Genomic DNA, 16,734 nt, shown 5'->3' with positions numbered 1-16,734 from the left:
GGCTGAAACTGGCGGCTCGTGTCGAAAGCGAACCGCTGCGAATTGGCGCTAAGGCTGTCTGCTTCGGGCCGGTTGCAGACCCAGCCCCGTGCCGAATGGTAAGTCCTGCAATTTCCAGAACATGCGGCAAATAGCTCATGTTTGGACCGGAAATTGCAATCTTACGATATGATAGATACCGGCGGCGCGCAGATCGTTGTTCGACGCCTCGGTGATGAGGCCGCGCTTGCCGGTGACGAGCGCGGCCGCAACCGCCCCGCCCTGCCCGCCGCCGACGCTGGCGATGCGCTGCGTCAGGACGTTGCGGGCCTTGTCGATCCCCACGTCGAGCGCGAGGCGCCATGGCAGGGGATGCGGCGCCGGGACGAGTGCGATCTTGCCGGCGATGCTGCCGACGGCGCCGATGCCGCGGAAGAAGGCGTCGCGCCCGAAATCATAGCCTCCGGCGCGGGCCGGCCCCGGTGGCGGCAGGAGCCGCGCGGTGCCGGCGATATGGTCGCCGGGCGCGACCGTGCCGCTGCGAATGTTGACGCGCACGCGCTTCGGCCGGCTCTCGGGCGGCACGCCGGCGATGTCCGTCACCACCAGGACGAGGCGGGCGCCGGCATCGCGCGCCTCGACGCTCTCGACGAAGCCGGTGATCTTGCCGATGCGCGGCCGCTCCAGCATCGGCGCGGCGATATCGGCCGTGCGCCAGACGCCTGCTGCGAAGCCGGCGAAGGCCGCGGCGAAGGCGATGCAGACTGCGGCAGCGGCGGGTCGCAGACGCAGTGCGACAGCGAGGCCGCCGGACAGGACGAAGCCCGCGAGCGGCGCCCAGAGTGCGGGTTCCCGATCGGCGGCGAAATAGAGCAGGATGCCGAAGCCCATCGCCACGGGCAGCCAGAGGAACGGGCGGCGGCGCTCGGCCTCCTGCGCCAACGACGCGCCAAGCCAGTCCCGCAGCGCCTGGAGGCGCTCGGCCAGCGGCAGGCTTCCCAGCGCGACTGGCGGCAGGCGCGCCGGCAGGATGCCGGCGACGGCCCTCAGCGCGCTCCGGCGCTCCGGCGATGCAGGTTGCCGCGCCATCCCCCTTCCCAGCCCCTGCCTGTCGGTTGCGCATTGAACGCTTAACCGCCCGGCGAAGCCATGTTACAGGGCGCGCGCTGGTTGTCATGCACGCTTTGGCGTGAAGGCCGGCGCCACATCCTCAAGTCTTGCCCCGGGCGGTTTCATCGCCCGGTCGGAGCTGCCTTCCATGAGCAACGCCGTCGTCACGCGCTTTGCGCCGTCCCCCACCGGATTCCTGCATATCGGCGGCGCCCGCACCGCGCTGTTCAACTGGCTCTATGCCCGCCGGCACGGCGGCAAGATGCTGCTGCGAATCGAGGACACCGACCGCGAACGCTCGACCGACGCCGCCATCGCCGCGATCCTCGACGGGCTGGAATGGCTCGGCCTCGATTGGGACGGACAGACGGTCTACCAGTTCCAGCGCGCGGCACGGCACCGCGAGGTGGCCGAGCAGATGCTCGCCGCCGGCAATGCCTATTATTGCTATGCCAGCCAGGCCGAGCTCGAGGAGATGCGCGAGAAGGCGCGCGCCGAAGGCAAGCCGCTGCGCTATGACGGGCGCTGGCGTGACCGCGATCCGGCGACCGCCCCGGAAGGCGTGAAGCCGGTGATCCGGCTCAAGGCGCCGCAGACCGGCGAGACGGTGGTGAACGACGAGGTTCAGGGCCGCGTCGTCTGGCAGAACGAGAATCTCGACGACCTCGTGCTGCTGCGCTCGGACGGGACGCCGACCTATATGCTCGCGGTCGTCGTCGACGATCACGACATGGGCGTGACCCACATCATCCGCGGCGACGACCACCTGACCAACGCAGCCCGCCAGACCCAGATCTACGATGCGCTGGGCTGGGACGTGCCGAGCATGTCGCATATCCCTCTGATCCACGGGCCTGACGGAGCCAAGCTGTCCAAGCGCCACGGCGCGCTCGGCATCGATGCCTATCGCTCGATGGGTTATCTCCCGGCGGCGCTGCGCAACTATCTCGTGCGGCTGGGCTGGAGCCATGGCGATCAGGAGATCTTCTCGACGCAGGAGATGATCGACGCCTTCAATCTCTCCTCGATCGGCCGCTCGCCGGCTCGCTTCGACTACGCCAAGCTGGAGAACCTCAACGGGCTCTATATGCGCCAGTCGAGCGATCGTGATCTGCTCGAGGCCCTCAAGGTCATCCTGCCCGAGATCGGTCCGGCGCGGGGGCTCGGCCCCACGCTCTCACCCGAGCTGGAGGCGAAGTTCCTGGCCGCCATGCCGGGGCTGAAGGAGCGCGCCAAGACCCTGATCGAACTGCTCGACAGTGCCTTCTATCTCTATGCGCAGCGCCCGCTGCAGCTCGACGACAAGGCCAAGAGCCTGCTCGACGAGGCCGCGCGCGGCCGCCTGCCCGCGATCGCCGCGAAGCTCGCCGCCGTCGGCGACTGGGCGGCGGCGTCGCTGGAAGCCGCCGTGCGCGCCTTTGCCGAGGAGAACGGGCTCAAGCTCGGCCAGGCCGCTCAGCCACTGCGGGCCGCCCTGACGGGCCGGGCGATGTCGCCGGGATTGTTCGACGTCATGGCGGTTCTGGGCCGCGAGGAGACGCTGGCGCGGCTGGCCGACCAGGGTTGAGGCGGCGCCTGCGCGTGCCTGGCGCGACAGCCGGATCGCTATGCTTGGGAGGCGGCACAAACCGCCTTTCGGCTCGGTTGAATGCATGGGGCAAATGGTCTAGTGACGCGCAAGTGCATTGCGCCGCACAACGGCACAGGGCACGAAAATTGCTTGTAAATCAGTCGCATGGATTGCCTTTGCCCCTTCCGTTGACATGCTCTCGTCACGTCAGGCTATTCGGATGAAGGACCTTCCGCGGAGAACCGCGGACGGGGCGCGCAAAACACGGCCGAACAGCAGCGAGCCTTGAAAGGATCGGTATCGATGAGCGGAAACACCAGCCAGCTGAAGGTCGGCGACAAGACCGTCGACATGGCGATCAAGGAGGGGTCGGTCGGCCCCGCCGTCATCGACATCGCCAAGCTCTACGCCCAGACGGGCATGTTCACCTACGACCCCGGCTTCACCTCCACGGCGAGCTGCGAGTCGCAGATCACCTATATCGACGGCGATGCGGGCGTGCTGCTCTATCGCGGCTATCCGATCGAGCAGCTCGCCGAGCATGGCGACTTCCTCGAGACCTGCTACCTGCTGCTTTACGGGGAGCTGCCGACCGCCGCGCAGAAGGCCGATTTCGACTATCGCATCACGCGCCACACCATGGTGCACGAGCAGATGGCCCGCTTTTTCCAGGGCTTCCGCCGCGACGCGCACCCGATGGCCGTCATGGTCGGCTCGATCGGCGCGATGTCGGCCTTCTATCACGACTCGACCGATATTTCGGACCCGCAGCAGCGCATGATCGCCTCGATGCGGATGATCGCGAAGGTGCCGACGCTCGCGGCGATGGCCTATAAGTACACGGTCGGCCAGCCCTTCGTGTATCCGCTGAACTCGCTGGACTACACCTCGAACTTCCTGCGCATGTGCTTCGCCGTCCCGGCCGAGGAGTACAAGGTCAATCCGGTGCTGTCGCGCGCGCTCGACCGCATCTTCATCCTGCACGCCGACCATGAGCAGAACGCCTCGACCTCGACGGTGCGTCTGGCGGGCTCGTCGGGCGCCAACCCCTTCGCCTGCATCGCGGCCGGCACGGCCTGCCTCTGGGGCCCGGCCCATGGCGGCGCCAACGAGGCGGCGCTGAAGATGCTGGAGGAGATCGGGACGGTCGACAACATCCCGAAATTCATCGCCAAGGCGAAGGACAAGAACGATCCGTTCCGCCTGATGGGCTTCGGCCACCGGGTCTACAAGAACTACGATCCGCGCGCCAAGATCATGCAGAAGACCACGCATGAAGTGCTGAACGAGCTCGGCATCAAGGACGATCCGCTGCTCGACGTCGCGATCGAGCTCGAGCGCATCGCGCTTTCGGACGAGTACTTCATCGAGAAGAAGCTCTATCCGAACATCGACTTCTATTCGGGCATCACGCTGAAGGCGATGGGCTTCCCGACCTCGATGTTCACCGTGCTCTTCGCCGTCGCCCGCACGGTCGGCTGGATCGCGCAGTGGAAGGAAATGATCGAGGATCCGTCCCAGAAGATCGGCCGTCCGCGCCAGCTCTACACCGGCTCGCCGAAGCGCGACTACACGCCGATCGGCCGCCGCTGAGAGCAATGCCAGCGTAAGAACGACAGGGCGCGGCCATGTGGCCGCGCCCTTATTGTTTCGGATAATTGATATCGCCGGTGGCGATGACGCTCCGGACGAGGTCGCTACAGTCGTCTCTCTTTTCGGGAGACGCTTCATGACCAGCCATAGCTTTATCGACCGCCGCTCGTTCCTGGTCGGTGCCGGCGCCGCCGGACTCACGGCCACCGCGGCCGGCGCGCAGGACAAGTATCCGACCCGCCCGATCACGCTGATCGTGCCCTTCGCCGCAGGCGGCTCGACCGACATCGTCGCCCGGCTGGTCGGGCAGAAGATGAGCGAACTGCTCGGCCAGAACGTCGTGATCGAGAATCGCAGYGGAGCCGGCGGCAATGTCGGCTCCACCGCCGTCGCCCGCGCGGCGCCCGATGGCTATACGCTGCTGCTCGGCACGATCTCAACGCACGCCCTCAACCCGGCGATCCTGAAGACTGTCACCTTCGACGCCGTGAAGGACTTCACCCCGATCTCGCTCCTGGCGATCGTCCCTAATGTGATGGTGGTGAACCCCAGCTTCCCGGCCAAGACGGTCAAGGAGGTGCTGCAGGTGCTGAAGGACAATCCGGGCAAGTATTCATACGCCTCCTCCGGCGTCGGCACACCGCTGCATCTCTCCGGCGAATTGTTCAAGTCGATCGGCAACGTCCAGATGAACCATGTGCCCTATCGCGGCGCCGGCCCGGCGCTGAACGACGTCGTCGCCGGCGCAGTGCCGATCATGTTCGACAACCTGCCCTCCTCCGCCGGCTTCATCCGGAACGGGCAGTTGCGGGCGATCGGCGTCACCACTCGGGAACGCGTCGCCTCCTTCCCGGATGTTCCGACCATCGCCGAGGGCGGGCTCACCGGCTATGAGACCTATACTTGGAACGCGCTGTTCGGGCCGGCGAACCTGCCGCGCCCCATCGTCGAGAGGATCAACCAGGCCGCGAACCAGGCGCTCAAGGACGAGACCGTGAAGAAGCGGCTCAACGATGTCAGCGCCGATATCGTCGGCTCGACGCCCGAGCAGCTCGGCGAGCACGTCAAGACCGAACTCGCCAAATGGGGGCCGATCGCCAAGGCGTCCGGCGCGGTCGTCGAGTAAGCCGGCTTACAGGCTCAAGCTTCGCGGCGCGGCCGCGAGGCGACGAGTGCCAGCGCCGCTTCGACGGCGTTGGCGGCCGGGCTCGGGCCGGCCGAGCGCATGATGTTCTCGACCTCGGCGAAGCCGTCGAGCTGCACCTGCCGGTCGGGTCCCTCGATGAGCGCCGCCAGCATATGCCGGCTCAAGGCCTCCGCCGTCGCATCGTCCTGAATGAACTCCGGGACGACGTTCCGCCCGAGGATCAGGTTGGGCAGGATCACGCTTGGTAGCTTGACCAGCCGTCGGGCCAGCACGGCCTCCCAACCTGCCCCGCGATAGGCCGCAACCGTCGGGACGCCGGACAGGGCCAGTTCGAGCGTGACCGTACCGGAAGCGGCCAGGGCCGCGCGGGCATTGCGGAACGCTGCGAGCTTGCCCGCCTCGCCGATGACGATCTCCGGCGCGACCGGCCAGCGCGCCGCCGCCTCCGCAATCATGGGCTGGAGCCGGGCGACGGCCGGCAGGATAAAGCGCGCGCCGGGAACAGACGCCGCGATCCGGGCAACCGCCTCGCCAAAAACCGGCATCAAATGATGGATTTCGGAGCGCCGGCTGCCGGGCAGGACCAGCACCTGCGGCCGCAATGCATCATCCCGTACGGCCTGCTCGACCGGGCCCGGCCGAAATTCGGCGAGACGCTCGATCAAGGGATGGCCGACATAGATCGTTTCAGGGCCGTGCAGCCGCGCGAGAGCCGCCGGCTCGAAAGGCAGCAGCGCCAGGATGCGGTCGACATGCGGCGCCATGCGGCGCGCACGGCCGGAGCGCCAGGCCCAGACGCTCGGGCAAACCCAGTGCGCTATCGGGATATGAGGAGCGCGCGCGCGAACTTTCTTCGCCACCCGCAAACAGAAATCCGGGCTGTCGATGGTCAGCAGCAGATCCGGCTGAAAATCGGCGATTCCGCGCGCCGCATCCTCCATCCGCCGCAGCAGCAGCGGCAGGCGCGCGATCACCGGGCCAAAGCCCATCACCGCGATATCGGCCTGCGGAAAGAACGGCTGCAGCCCGGCTTGCGGCAGGCCGTGATCGCCCACCCCGCGCAATTCGACGGAGCGATCCCCCAACCGCTCTCGCAGCGCCGCAAGAAAACGCAGGGCGAGCGCGTCGCCGGAGGCCTCGCCCGCGATGATGGCGAGCTTGAAGGGCCGCATCAGGCGCTGCCCTCGATGAACAGGCCGAGCTGATCGGCCTGCCGCCCAAGCGCCGCACGGTCACCGACCAGCACCTCGCCCGCCCTGAGGCCGATGCCCGACAGGCCCGCTTCGACAATGTTGCGCAGCGTGTCCGGGCCGATGGCCGGCATGTCGACGCGAAGATCCTGCCCCTTCTTCGGAGCCTTCACGAGAACACCGTCGCCCTTGCCGATCTTGAGACGTCCCCGCGCGACGAGATCCGCCACGCGCTTGATCATCGCGTCGGTCCCTTCGGCGGCCTCGACCGCGACGACGCGGTGGTCGGCGAGGATTGCCGCCTGGCCGATATCGAATGGCGACAGCGCCGCCAGCAACGAGAATCCGTGTTCGAGCAGAGCCTGCTGCTTTGCCGTGGCCGGCTTGCGGCCGAGCGGCCCCCGCGGCGCCGTCAGCTCCGGTGCGATCTCCGCAGGACCGTGGACGCGGAAGCCCTGCTCCTCGAAGAAACGCACGACGCCGCGCAGAAGGTGGTCGTCACCACCGCGGAAGGCGCGGGCGAAATAGGGCAGATATTGCAAGGTCGAGGCTTCGGGCCGCAGCGCCCCGAAGCTGGGGCGCGGCAGGCTCCCGAGCATGACGATGTCGCTGACGCCGCGTCGACGCAATTCGCCCAGCAAGCTGCCGAGCTGGCCAAGACGGTAGCTCCGCACATCGGCATCGCCGAAAGCAGCCGGATCGGCCGCGCCCTCCAGCGCCGCAATGAAGGGAGCCTCGCCCTGATCGGAAAGGATTCGCGCCAGCCGAAGCGGGTACTCGCCCGCACCGGCGATCAGGACGAGAGGGCCGCGTGCGGTTCCCGCGGCGCTCACCTGTCCGCGGCGGTGACGTCGCGCGGCACGCACAGCGCCTTGTCGCCGCCCTCCCTGATGAAATCGAGAATCTCGTGGATCAGCGGGTGCGCGGCGAATTCGCTTGCGACATCCTCGACGCGCTCCGCGAGCGTGCCTTCATCCGCAAACAGCAGACGATAGGCGCGGCGCAGCTCATGGATCTGCTCCCGTGTGAAGCCGCGGCGCTTCAGGCCGATCAGGTTCAGCCCCGCCAGATGCGCGGGGTTGTCGCGGATGGTGCCGAAGGGAATGACATCGCTCAGCACCCCGGCGCCGCCGCCGATGAAAGCATGGTCGCCAACGCGGATGAACTGCTGCAAGCCCGCGCCGCCACCGACGACGACGAAGTTGCCGATGGTCACGTGCCCCGCGCACATGACATTGTTCGAGAAGATGATGTTGTTGCCGAGCCGGCAATCATGGCCGACATGGGAATTGGCCAGGAAGAAGCAGCGGTCGCCGACGGAGGTGACCATGCCGCCGCCCTCGGTGCCGGGGTTCATCGTGACGCCTTCGCGGATCTGGCAATCCGCGCCGATGGTCAGCGTCGATGGCTCGCCGCGATATTTCACATCCTGCGGCGGGTGGCCGATCGATGCGAAGGGGTAGATGCGCGTGCGCGGGCCGATCGTGGTCCGGCCGGCGACGACGACATGGCTGACCAGCTCGACACCCTCGCCGAGCACGACGTCCGGGCCGACCATGCAGARGGGGCCGATGCTAACCCCGTCCCCAAGCTGTACCTTGGGGTCGACGATCGACATGGGGTGGATGGTAACGCTCATCGAAAGCTGCCCGACCTTAGTGGCACGACAATGGGTTCAGGACACCATCGCCGAGATCTCGGCCTCGGCGACGAGCGCGCCGTCGACCTTGGCCTCGCCGCGATAGAACCAGATGTTGCGCTTGCGTGCGATCTTGGTGAGGTGGAAGCGAATCTGATCGCCCGGGATGACCGGCTTGCGGAACTTCGCCTTGTCGATGGTGGTGAAGAGCACCGTGTTAACGTGCTGCTCGCCGTCGGGGCGGGCATTCACGACCAGAACGCCGGCCGTCTGCGCCATGCCTTCGATCATCAGCACGCCCGGGAAGACCGGCCGTCCGGGAAAATGGCCGGTGAACTGGGGCTCATTGGCGGTGACGTTCTTGATGCCGACGCCGGAATCGTCGCCGTTGATCTCGACGACGCGGTCGACCAGCAGGAACGGATAGCGATGCGGGATGCTGGTCATGATCTTCTGGATGTCGATCACATCCAGCGTCGTCTTCGGCTCGCTCATCGCCCTTGTTCTCCACAACTGCGGCGCGCCGCCGAAGCGCTCGCGCCGTTTGATCTATCGTCCTGCTGATGCGGGCTTTTCACGCCGTGCAGGTTTTCGGAAATTCATGCCCCTTTGCCGGAAACCTGACGCCTTCGGCAACAGAAATCTCCCGCCAGCACGCCGGAGATGCGGGTTTCCAGCCGCTCATTCCTGGTTATCGCCCGCCTTGCGGCCGCGTCGCGCCACGGCCGCCTTGAGCCAGGCGCTTTCGCGGGCCCAGCTCAGCGCCGGCTGCGCGGGGTAGCCGCCGTAACGAGCGCCGCGCGGAACATCGCCGGCAACGCCGCTCTGCGCGGCAATCTGGGCGCCGGCGCCGATGGTCAGGTGGCCGGCGAGGCCGACCTGGCCGCCAAGGACCGCGAAATCCTCCAGCGTCGAGGACCCGGCCAGGCCCGACTGGGCACAGATCACGCAATGGCGCCCGATGACGCAATTATGGCCGATCTGGACGAGATTATCGATCTTGGTGCCCTCGCCGATCACCGTGTCGCGGCTGGCGCCACGGTCGATCGTGGTGTTGGCGCCGATCTCGACATCGTCCTGGATGATGACGCGGCCGATCTGCGGCACCTTCATGTGGCCCTTCGGACTCATGGCGAAGCCGAAGCCGTCCTGGCCGATGCGGACACCGGGATGAACGATGACGCGGTTGCCGAGGAGCGCCGCCTGGATCGTGCTGCCGGCGCCGATCGAGCAATTGCGGCCGATCCGGACCTGCGGGCCGATGACGGCATGCGAAGCCACGACCGTTCCCGCGCCGATCTCGGCGCCCGGCCCGATCACGGCGCCCGGATCGACCGTGACGCCCGCCTCGAGCACCGCCGTGGCATGGACGATGGCGCCAGGGGCCACGCCTTGCGAGGCGAAGACCGATTCAGGCCGCAATGCCGTCGGGAAGAAGCGTGCGAGGATGCGCGCGAAGGCGTGATAAGGCGTCGGGGAAATCAGGGCGACGGTGCCGGCCGGCACCCGATCGGCGAAGCGGGCCGAGACGAGGCACAGCCCGGCCTTGGTGGCCGCCAGCGCCTCGACATATTTCGGGTTGTCCATATAGGCGAGATCGGCCGGGCCGGCCGTCTCGAGCGCCGCAGCGCCTTCGACGCGGCGGCCCGCCTCGACGCCCTCCGGCAAGGAGGCGCCGCAAATGCTTGCGACCTCGCCGAAGTCGAGCGAGGTCGCGAACGGAAAGAAAACTGGATCTGCCATCGGATTGATCCGAAGCGGGGCCGAAGCCCCGCCCCGTCAGAAGCGCGTGCCGCCCGAGAAGCGGAAGGCCTGGAGACGGTCGCCGCCATACTTGGCGAAGCCGAGCGGGCCGAGGCCGTACTGGCCGTCATCCTTGCTGAGCGCATAGGCGTAGTCGAAGCGGATCGGTCCCAGAGGCGACTGCCAGAGGATCGAGGCGCCGATCGACGAGCGGAGCACGTTCTTGTCGCGCACGCAGGCGATGCTCGATTGCGCACCACCGGTGACGACGTTGAAGGCTCGCGCCTCGGAGCCGGCGGGGCAGCCACCGAGCGCCGTCTTCGTGCCGCCGTCATAATTGAACAGCGTACCGGCGTCGGCGAAGATCGCGCCGCGCAGGCCGATGTCGCGCGGCAGGCCCCAGATCGGGAACTGCACTTCGAGCGTGCCACCGAAATAGGTCGTGCCGCCGAGAGCGTTGGCCGTCGGATCGTTCAGCACGTCGCGCGGACCGATGCCCGAGGGCGCGAAACCGCGGACCAGTGTCGGTCCGAGGAAGTAGTGATCGGCCATGCGGAGATTGCCGCTGGTGGCCTGGACGTGGCCACCCTGAAGCCGGACGAAGCCGACGACATCGTCGAAGATCTCGCGGTAGTAGCGCGCATCCGCCGCGACGCGAAGGAACTTCGAGTCGCCGCCCACACCGGCGAATTCCGGCTTCAGCTCGGCGATGAAGCCGTTGCGCGGGTTCTGAACGCTGTCGAGCGAGTTGTAGTTGAAGTTCAGGCCGACGAGCGAGGTCAGGGTGTCGCCCTGCGCTTCCTTGACCGCGACCGAGGCCTCGCCGTTGGTGACGCAGTTGTAGAGCTGGTCCGAAGCGACAGCGCCAGCCGTACCGGGAGTAATGCCCGGGATCGGGTTGGTACAGTCGTTATACGGCCGGCTGACGTCGTTCGGGATCTTGATATTCGTCACGTAGAGCGAATAGCGCGGCGTGATCGAGAATTCTTCCGTGATCGGGAAGGTGAAACGCACCTGACCGCCGGTCACACGGCTCTGGAAACGACCGACATTGTAGTTGTCGTTGTACTTCGAGAACAGGTCGAAGCCGGCCGCGACGCGGTAGCCGAGGAAATACGGCTCGGTGAACGAGAAGTCGATGCCCTGGGTACGCTGGCCGAGCGTGCCGGCGATGCGGACGAACTGGCCGCGACCGAGGAAGTTCGACTCCGAGAGCGAGACCTCGCCGATCATGCCGTCCGAGGTCGAGTAGCCGCCGGCGATCGAGAAGGAGCCGGTCGCCTTGTCCTCGACGTCGATGTTGACGACGACGCGGTCCGGAGCCGAGCCCGGCTCGTTCGTGACGCGGACCTTGTTGAAGAAGCCGAGATTGTTCAGGCGCCGCTCGGCGCGGTCGATCATGACCTTGTTGTAGGCGTCGCCTTCGCCGAGATCGAGCTCGCGGCGGATGACGTAGTCGCGGGTGCGGGTGTTGCCGCGCACATTGATGCGCTCGACATAGACCCGCGGGCCCTCATCGACGACATAGGTGATGCCGATCAGGTGGCCGGAGGCGTCGCGATCGCCACGCGGACGAACCTGCGCGAAGGCGTRCCCCTCGCGGTTGACCTCGGTGGTCAGCGCGACGAGCGACTTCTCGACCGCCTCGGCATTGTAGGTGTCACCCGTCGAGGTCGCCAGATAGCGCTGCAGGCGCGCCGCATCGACGCCCGGCACCGAGGAATCGACGGAGACGTTGCCGACCTTGTACTGCGGGCCTTCCTCGACCTGGACATCGACGACCCAGCCGCCGGCAGACTCGTCGAAGCGCGCGGTGTTGTTGACGATCTGGAAGTCGGCATAGCCGTTCTTCAGATAGAAACGGCGGATCAGCTCGAGATCGGAATTGATGCGATCCGGATCATAGACGTCGGACGTCTTGATCCAGCTCAGGAAGTTCGATTCGGTCGACGTCATCAAGCCGCGCAGGCGACCCGCCGAATAGACGTTGTTGCCCGAGAAGTTGATCGACTTGATGCCGGTCTTGCCGCTCTCGTTGATGGTGAAGACGACGTCTTGCCGGCCATTCGGCAGCGGCGCGATGCGGCCGCTGACCGAGGACAGGCCGTAGCCGGCACGGCGATAGGCCTCACGCAGGCGCTCGACGTCGGAATCGATCAGGGCCTGGCTCAGCGGGCCGCCGGCCTTGGACTGCACCAGCGGCGTGAGCTGGTCGCTCTTGAGGCGGCGATTGCCCTCGAAGGCGACGCGGTTGACGGTGCCGTTCTGCTCCTGGACGGAGATCACGGTCTGCGCGCCGCGGCGGCTGACCTGAACGTTGGAGAACAGCCCCGTCGCCAGCAGGCTCTCACGAATCTCCTGCGGATTGTCGCGGCCGACCGCGTAGGAGCGGATCGTCTCGGCATCAACTCGCCGGTTGCCGTGGACAACCACGGCCTGAGCGAACGCAACGCCACCACTCACGGCCAAGATCAAGGCCGAAAGTCCGATCGATCGAGAGAGCCGCGTCTTGGTCGTCCGGCTCTTTTGGGTCGACGTCATCGGGTCGCCTATTCCATTTCTCTGGTCACCACCCCAACAGGGGTCCGCCATCCGGGAGATGGCGGCAGGGCGAGATTTGCAGTGCAATCGCTTCTACAAAGTTTCCCGCGGGGTGCAAACCGCCATCGTCGTTAATAAAGTATTTTTAGATGGCTCGTTGCCGGGACGCCACGCGCGCTGCCGTGATTCCGCCGCAAAGCGGCCACGCAGCGAGGCGGTAACCGTCAGAGCAGGCCCTTGACGTGGACGAGGTCGTTCCAGGTCACGAACAGCATCAGCATCAGAACGAGCGCCAATCCGAACCGGAAGCCGATCTCCTGCGCGCGCGGGCTCAAGGGGCGCCCGCGAACCGCCTCATAGAGATAGAAGAGCAGATGCCCGCCATCGAGCATCGGCACGGGCAGCAGATTCATCAGCCCGATCGAGACCGACAGGATGGCCGCGAGGTTGATCAGCCCGAACAGGCCGCCATTCTGGGCGACCGCTCCGGACACCTGCGCGATCCGAATCGGACCCGAGAGCTGGTCGGTCGAGGCGCGCCCCTGCACCAGCTTGGCGACGTAGTCATAAGTCTGCGCGACGATGAACCAGCTTTCGGAGACGCCCTGCTTGACGGAATCGACCAGGCCGAAATGCTGCGTCGTCCAGTCTTCCGGCCGGGGCGAAGCCTTGACGCCGATCACGCCGATGCGCTGCTTGCCGAGCGGGGAATCCATCTCGAGCAGCGCCGGCGTCACCGGCAGGGTGACCGTATCCGTTCCGCGCTCGACGGTGACCGACAGGCRCTCGTCGGGCCGTGTCGAGACGATACGCTGCATGTCGGAGAAGCTGACGATCCGCTGCCCGTCGATGGCGATCACGAGATCGCCCGGCCGCAGGCCCGCGCGCTCGGCCGCGCTGCCGGCCACGATCTCGTCGACTCGCGGCGTCAGCACCTGCTTGCCGAAGATGAAGGCCGAGCCGGCGAAGATCAGGATTGCCAGCACGAAATTGGCGATCGGCCCGGCGGCGACGATGGCGGCCCGCTCTCCGATCGACTGCGCCGGGAATGAGCGGGCACGCTCCTGCGCGGTCATCCGGCTCACGGCCTCATCGTCCGGCGCGCTGGAGGCATCCGCGTCACCCGAGAACTTGACGTAGCCGCCGAGCGGAATCAGCGCGAAGCGCCAGCGCGTGCCGTGCCGGTCGTTGAACCCAAAGATCTCGCGCCCGAAGCCGATGGAGAAGGTCTTCACATCGACGCCGCACCAGCGGCCCACCAGGAAATGCCCGAGTTCGTGGACGAAGACCACCAGGGTGAGAACGAAAAGGAAAGGCACGAGATAGCCGAGCACGAAATGGCCCGCGCTGCCGATCGACCCCAAGATTTCCATCGAACTCTCCTGCTACGTTCCCCTAGGTGGCAGCGAATGGCGCTCGCGACAAGAGCAAGGCAGCCCGCTGGCGTGCGTCATGGTCAACAGCCAGCGCCTCGGCGACGTCCTGCGGCGCGCGCGCGGCGCCGAAATCCTGCGCGCAGACCGCCTCGACGAGCGCGGCGATCCCCGGGAACCGGATCCGGCCGGCGAGAAAGGCCGCGACCGCCATCTCGTTTACGGCATTGAGAATGGCAGGCTTGGCCCCGCCTTCGGCCAGGGCCGCCAGCGCAAGGCCCAGCGCCGGGAAGCGCTGCAAATCGGGCCGTTCGAAGGTCAGCGGCTCGCCGGAGGCGAGATCGAGGAAGCGAGCCGGCGGCGCGTCGAGCCGGCCGTCGATCCCCAGGCAATGAGCGGCCGCGACCCGCATGTCGGGCACCGCCATGCCGGCGCTCACCGAACCGTCCCGGAACGTCACGAGGCCGTGGACGACCTGCTGGGGATGCACGAGGACATCGAGCTGCGCCGGCTCCAGGCCGAAGAGGAAGCGGGCCTCGATCACCTCCAGCCCCTTGTTCATCAGGCCAGCGGAATCGACCGTGATCTTGGCGCCCATGGCATAGTTCGGATGCCGCAGCGCCTGCTCGGGGCCTGCATTCGCGATCGCCTCCGCACTCCAGGTGCGGAACGGGCCGCCAGAGGCGGTGAGCGTCATGCTCCGGATCGAATCCAGCGGCTCGTGTCCGAGCACCTGGAACAGGGCGTTGTGCTCGGAGTCGAGCGGCAGCATCCGGGCTCCGGCGGCGGCGGCGCGCGCCATCACCGCCTCGCCGGCGCAGACGAGGCTTTCCTTGTTGGCGAGGGCGATCGTCCGGCCCGGCAGGAGGGCGGCGAAGGTCGCCTCCAGGCCCGCCGCCCCGGAGATCGCGCTGACGACGATATCGGCCGGGCGGGCGACAGCCTCGAGCACGGCCGAACGCCCTGCCCCGCTTTCGATGCCGCTTCCGGCGAGTGCGCGCTTCAGCGCGTCGCCGGCGGTCGCGTCGGCAAGCGCCGCGAAACGCGCTCCCGTCTCGACCGCGACACGGGCCAGCGCCTCGGCATCGCGGCCGCCGACGACCGTTCCGATCGCCAGGCGCTGCGGATTCTCGGCGACGACATCGCGGACGGAACGGCCAACGGAGCCAGTGGCGCCCAGGAGCGTGATGGTGCGAAGCGGCATCGGGTCAAATGTCGATCTGGAACGCGAAGAGCGCGAGCCCGGCCAGGACCAGCTCGGCCCAGTAGCCGTCGAGCCTGTCGAGGAAGCCGCCATGGCCCGGAATGAGATGGCTGGAATCCTTGGTGTCGAAACGGCGCTTGAGTGCGGATTCGAACAGGTCTCCGGCCTGGCTCGCGACCGAGGCGGCGAGCGAGGCGGCGACCACCCAGCCATTCGCGCCCGGCGCGCCGAGGGTCGCGAAGCTCCAGATCAGCGTGCCCGCGACCGTTCCCGCGAGGGTGCCGCCGATGGCACCGGACCAGGTCTTCTTGGGGCTGACACGCGGCATCAGTTTCGGGCCGCCGAAGCTGCGGCCGGTGAAATAGGCGGCGATGTCGGTCAGCCAGACGACGGCAAAGCTCCACAGGATGAGCGCGAGCCCGACCACGGGCCAATCGCGCAAGGCCGGCGTGATCAGGGCGAAGGCGAGCGCATAGGCGACGCCGCATAATTCGAGCGCCAGGCGCGCCCGCACGAAAGGCGCCGCCAGCGCGCCGATGAGAGCGGCGGCGGCCGTCGCGCCCGCGAGGGCGGCGGGAGCTATCGGCAGGAAGGACAGGGCGAGCCCGGCCACGACGACGCCGGCTCCGGCCGCGACCGCGTTGCCCCGGCTGACGATCGAGAGCCATTCATAGGCGACGATACCGGCGACCAGCACCCAGACCAGCCGGAACGGCCAACCACCCCACAGCGTCAGGGCCAGGACGACGGCTGCGAGGACGAGCGCCGAGACGACGCGCCGCTTCAGTTCGCCCGAGCCCGATCCGGGCGAGGCGGGAGCAGGTTCATTCACGCGACGTCCACGCTGCGGTCTGGCGGCGCCGCGACGCCGCCGAAGCGGCGCTCGCGCTGCCGGTATTGTGCCAGCGCGTCCTCGAAGGCGGCGCGGTCGAAATCCGGCCACATCACCGGCGTGAAGACGAATTCGGCATAGGCCGCCTGCCAGAGCAGGAAATTGGAGATGYGCGTCTCACCCGAGGTGCGGATCACCAGCTCGGGATCGGGCAGGTCATGGGTATCGAGCCGGGCGGCGAGCGCCGCGTCGTCGATGGCGGCCGGATCGATCCGACCGGCCGCGGCATCGGCCGCGAGTTGGCGCGCTGCGCGGACGATCTCGTCGCGCGAGCCGTAATTGAAGGCGATCGCCAGGATGAGCCCGGTATTGCCGCGCGTGCGCGTCTCGGCATGCTCGACCAGGCGGCGCAGATCCGGCGCCAGATCCAGCCGGCTGCCGATGATGCGCACCTGCACATTGGCGGCGGAGAGCTCGGCCAGATCCTTCTCGACGAAGTGCTTGAGCAGCCCCATCAGGAAGCTGACCTCGGCATGGGGCCGSCGCCAGTTCTCKGTCGAGAAGCTGTAGAGCGTCAGCACTGCGATGCCGAGATCGCTGGCGTTGCGCACCGTGCGGCGCAGGGCCTCGAGGCCACGCCGGTGCCCTTCCTGGCGCGGCAGGCCGCGCATCTGCGCCCAGCGGCCGTTTCCATCCATGATGATGGCGACATGGGCCGGGTTGGAAACGCCTGCGTCGCGCTGGCCAGATGACATGCGATTGAGCCTCGTTGGGCCTTGGCAGAAACCGATGCGCGCAGCCCCGGAGGGCTGC

14 protein-coding genes are annotated in these 16,734 nt (G+C 67.3%); 3 read left to right on the top strand and 11 right to left on the bottom strand.

The genetic code is table 11. The features are described from left to right. Window positions 1-135 precede the first annotated feature (135 nt). Entirely contained in the window at window positions 136-1,068 is a 933-nt protein-coding gene (locus tag AB4Y99_RS06995; protein WP_441522811.1) for a DUF4131 domain-containing protein, read from the bottom strand. A 169-nt stretch (window positions 1,069-1,237) separates the two neighbouring features. Here AB4Y99_RS06995 and gltX point away from each other — a divergent pair, with 169 nt between their 5' ends. The 3 genes from gltX (at window position 1,238) to AB4Y99_RS06980 (ending at window position 5,378) form a co-directional block, all read left to right on the top strand. Continuing rightward, a complete protein-coding gene (gene gltX / locus AB4Y99_RS06990) occupies window positions 1,238-2,656 on the top strand; it encodes a glutamate--tRNA ligase (RefSeq protein WP_441522810.1) in 1,419 nt (472 codons plus the stop codon). 306 nt (window positions 2,657-2,962) lie between these two features. Then, complete coding sequence (gltA, locus tag AB4Y99_RS06985) at window positions 2,963-4,252, top strand: citrate synthase (RefSeq protein WP_038367551.1); 1,290 nt, start codon at window positions 2,963-2,965, stop codon at window positions 4,250-4,252. A gap of 136 nt (window positions 4,253-4,388) precedes the next feature. Further along, entirely contained in the window at window positions 4,389-5,378 is a 990-nt protein-coding gene (locus AB4Y99_RS06980) for a Bug family tripartite tricarboxylate transporter substrate binding protein (RefSeq protein ID WP_142020856.1), read from the top strand. Between the two features lie 14 nt (window positions 5,379-5,392). On the opposite strand, the gene lpxB is transcribed toward AB4Y99_RS06980, so the two are convergent. The 10 genes from lpxB to AB4Y99_RS06930 form a co-directional block, all read right to left on the bottom strand. Next, entirely contained in the window at window positions 5,393-6,571 is a 1,179-nt protein-coding gene (lpxB, locus tag AB4Y99_RS06975; protein ID WP_441522809.1) for a lipid-A-disaccharide synthase, read from the bottom strand. Continuing rightward, on the bottom strand, window positions 6,571-7,422 hold the full coding sequence (locus tag AB4Y99_RS06970) for an LpxI family protein (RefSeq protein WP_441522808.1): 852 nt from the start codon (window positions 7,420-7,422) through the stop codon (window positions 6,571-6,573). The genes lpxB and AB4Y99_RS06970 overlap by 1 nt, the downstream gene beginning before the upstream one ends. Further along, complete coding sequence (lpxA, locus tag AB4Y99_RS06965; protein ID WP_441522807.1) at window positions 7,419-8,228, bottom strand: acyl-ACP--UDP-N-acetylglucosamine O-acyltransferase; 810 nt, start codon at window positions 8,226-8,228, stop codon at window positions 7,419-7,421. Before lpxA ends, AB4Y99_RS06970 begins: the two co-directional genes overlap by 4 nt. 36 nt (window positions 8,229-8,264) lie before the next feature. Further along, window positions 8,265-8,723 carry a 3-hydroxyacyl-ACP dehydratase FabZ gene (gene fabZ, locus AB4Y99_RS06960; protein WP_038367560.1) on the bottom strand — a complete coding sequence of 153 codons (459 nt, stop codon included), beginning with the start codon at window positions 8,721-8,723 and terminating at the stop codon, window positions 8,265-8,267. Window positions 8,724-8,909: 186 nt separating this feature from the next. Further along, window positions 8,910-9,971, bottom strand: coding sequence for a UDP-3-O-(3-hydroxymyristoyl)glucosamine N-acyltransferase (gene lpxD, locus AB4Y99_RS06955; protein ID WP_112762138.1), 1,062 nt, complete (start codon window positions 9,969-9,971; stop codon window positions 8,910-8,912). Window positions 9,972-10,007: 36 nt separating this feature from the next. Then, window positions 10,008-12,512, bottom strand: coding sequence for an outer membrane protein assembly factor BamA (gene bamA / locus AB4Y99_RS06950; protein WP_441522806.1), 2,505 nt, complete (start codon window positions 12,510-12,512; stop codon window positions 10,008-10,010). A 224-nt stretch (window positions 12,513-12,736) separates the two neighbouring features. Then, window positions 12,737-13,885 (bottom strand): RIP metalloprotease RseP, encoded by a 1,149-nt coding sequence (gene rseP / locus AB4Y99_RS06945; RefSeq protein ID WP_441522805.1) that lies wholly within the window; start codon window positions 13,883-13,885, stop codon window positions 12,737-12,739. Window positions 13,886-13,907: 22 nt separating this feature from the next. After that, window positions 13,908-15,089 carry a 1-deoxy-D-xylulose-5-phosphate reductoisomerase gene (dxr, locus tag AB4Y99_RS06940; protein ID WP_113253115.1) on the bottom strand — a complete coding sequence of 394 codons (1,182 nt, stop codon included), beginning with the start codon at window positions 15,087-15,089 and terminating at the stop codon, window positions 13,908-13,910. A gap of 4 nt (window positions 15,090-15,093) precedes the next feature. Next, window positions 15,094-15,921, bottom strand: a complete 828-nt coding sequence (locus AB4Y99_RS06935; protein ID WP_441522804.1) for a phosphatidate cytidylyltransferase — start codon at window positions 15,919-15,921, stop codon at window positions 15,094-15,096. Then, complete coding sequence (locus tag AB4Y99_RS06930; RefSeq protein WP_441522803.1) at window positions 15,918-16,676, bottom strand: isoprenyl transferase; 759 nt, start codon at window positions 16,674-16,676, stop codon at window positions 15,918-15,920. Before AB4Y99_RS06930 ends, AB4Y99_RS06935 begins: the two co-directional genes overlap by 4 nt. Window positions 16,677-16,734: the final 58 nt, after the last annotated feature.

It is taken from the genome of Allobosea sp. TAB14 (assembly GCF_052113865.1).
Taxonomy (GTDB): Bacteria; Pseudomonadota; Alphaproteobacteria; order Rhizobiales; family Beijerinckiaceae; genus Allobosea; species Allobosea spartocytisi.
Note: the sequence above shows the minus strand (reverse complement) of the source record. Positions and strands in the feature narration are given on the sequence as shown.

Coding starts and splice junctions, on each gene's coding strand:
- AB4Y99_RS06995 (WP_441522811.1), bottom strand. CDS start 1,068: ATGGCGCGGCAACCTGCATCGCCGGAGCGCCGGAGCGCGCTGAGGGCC.
- gltX (WP_441522810.1), top strand. CDS start 1,238: ATGAGCAACGCCGTCGTCACGCGCTTTGCGCCGTCCCCCACCGGATTC.
- gltA (WP_038367551.1), top strand. CDS start 2,963: ATGAGCGGAAACACCAGCCAGCTGAAGGTCGGCGACAAGACCGTCGAC.
- lpxB (WP_441522809.1), bottom strand. CDS start 6,571: ATGCGGCCCTTCAAGCTCGCCATCATCGCGGGCGAGGCCTCCGGCGAC.
- fabZ (WP_038367560.1), bottom strand. CDS start 8,723: ATGAGCGAGCCGAAGACGACGCTGGATGTGATCGACATCCAGAAGATC.
- lpxD (WP_112762138.1), bottom strand. CDS start 9,971: ATGGCAGATCCAGTTTTCTTTCCGTTCGCGACCTCGCTCGACTTCGGC.
- dxr (WP_113253115.1), bottom strand. CDS start 15,089: ATGCCGCTTCGCACCATCACGCTCCTGGGCGCCACTGGCTCCGTTGGC.